The 1,422-nt window shown below is 40.1% G+C and carries 1 protein-coding gene and 1 pseudogene; both read right to left on the bottom strand.

What is annotated here, in order from left to right:
* A pseudogene (locus PX484_RS06770) lies at positions 1-408 on the bottom strand (class 1 fructose-bisphosphatase); the annotation flags it as partial.
* A gap of 365 nt (positions 409-773) precedes the next feature.
* Positions 774-1,422, bottom strand: a 649-nt coding sequence (locus PX484_RS06765) for a DUF3153 domain-containing protein (protein WP_288103230.1), incomplete at its 5' end; no start/stop codon positions are given.

Genomic DNA, 1,422 nt, shown 5'->3' with positions numbered 1-1,422 from the left:
ATTGGAAGAACCATCGATCGGGTCGTAGAGTAGGGTATAGCGACCGATGGGACAGTTTTCTGGGATATAATAGGGTTTATCCATTTCCTCGGAAGCAAGACGGCAAACTAAACCACTTTGCTTAAAAACCGAGATAAATACTTCATTGGCAAAAACGTCCATTTTCTTGACCGATTCCCCTTGGACGTTGGTTTCTCCGGTAAAACCTAGCACATCCGCCATTAATCCCGCTTTACTGAGACGACGGGCAATTAATTTTCCCGCTAGGGCAATTCGACTCATAATTGCGCTTAAATCCTGCGCGTCGGGGGAAAAACTTTGTAGTTGTTGCAGGACGTGACGGGAGAGGGTGGTACAATCTCGATCGAGGCTATGTTCGGGGATAGAAAAGGGAATATTGCTAACCATAACTGTAATTGCCAGTAATAAAGTAAAAAAGGAAAACCCGTCTAGTCTCAATTATGACTATGATTTGATCCTAGCCAAGATTTTCTCTATTGTTGGCCAATTTTTAGATCAGTTTCATAAGTTGGCTAATTTTTCCCTTATTGATCATTAAATTTTGGTCAATAAGTAGCTGGTTATAATTAAATTGAAGATGGATCCCCCCTTAATCCCCCCTTGATAAGGGGGGTGCCAATCCCCCCTTAATCCTAGGGTTGATTCCGGGTAGGGTTGATTCAAGGTAGGGTTGATTCATGAATCAACCCTACCCTTGATAAGGGGGGTGTCTGACAGTTTTTAACACCTAACTACTTACTTGCCATCTCAATTTAAGTCGATGGGGATACACCGGGCAAGCGTTTATATTTCAAGTAATAGGCAAAACTTGTTAATAAAACAATAATTATTGTGCCGATACCTAAATAGTTAGGAACCCAAAAAGCCGCCGCAATGCTGTTAATTTCTCCCGGTTTTAAATGCCAAATTAACTGATTATCAACTTGTTCTAACGGGGGATTTAATCCTGAGTCATCATCAATATTTTGACCAGGAAAGGGAGTCTTTAAAGCGAAGTCGATATCGACTAAAGAACCGGGACTAACGATAATATTTCCCTGTTCGGAAAGCACACCTAAAGCTCGCAGATCAACAGTTAGTTTTAAGTTTTTCTGGGTCAAAAAGAACCAATCTTGTTCTGTTACTGCCAGTTGTGAATCTAGTTGCAGTAACTTTATATCATCGGTATCGGCAGAATTTTTGATTTTAAAGGAAGAACTAGGATCAAAAAATTGATTGAATTTTTCCTCTAATTCCTGACTATTACTAAAGGGAATAGTGACAATTATTTCTCGTTCGGAAATAGGAGCGGTTTTCCCCTTAAGTAATTTTGCCCTCTGTTCGATACTATTTAACCATTTAGTGGCTTCGGTTTGACTGAGACTGGTTAAGCGTTGTCCGAGGGTGATATGTTGAATAATT

This window comes from Microcystis sp. M49636_WE2, from assembly GCF_030065375.1.
Classification (GTDB): domain Bacteria; phylum Cyanobacteriota; class Cyanobacteriia; order Cyanobacteriales; family Microcystaceae; genus Microcystis; species Microcystis aeruginosa_C.
Note: the sequence above shows the minus strand (reverse complement) of the source record. Positions and strands in the feature narration are given on the sequence as shown.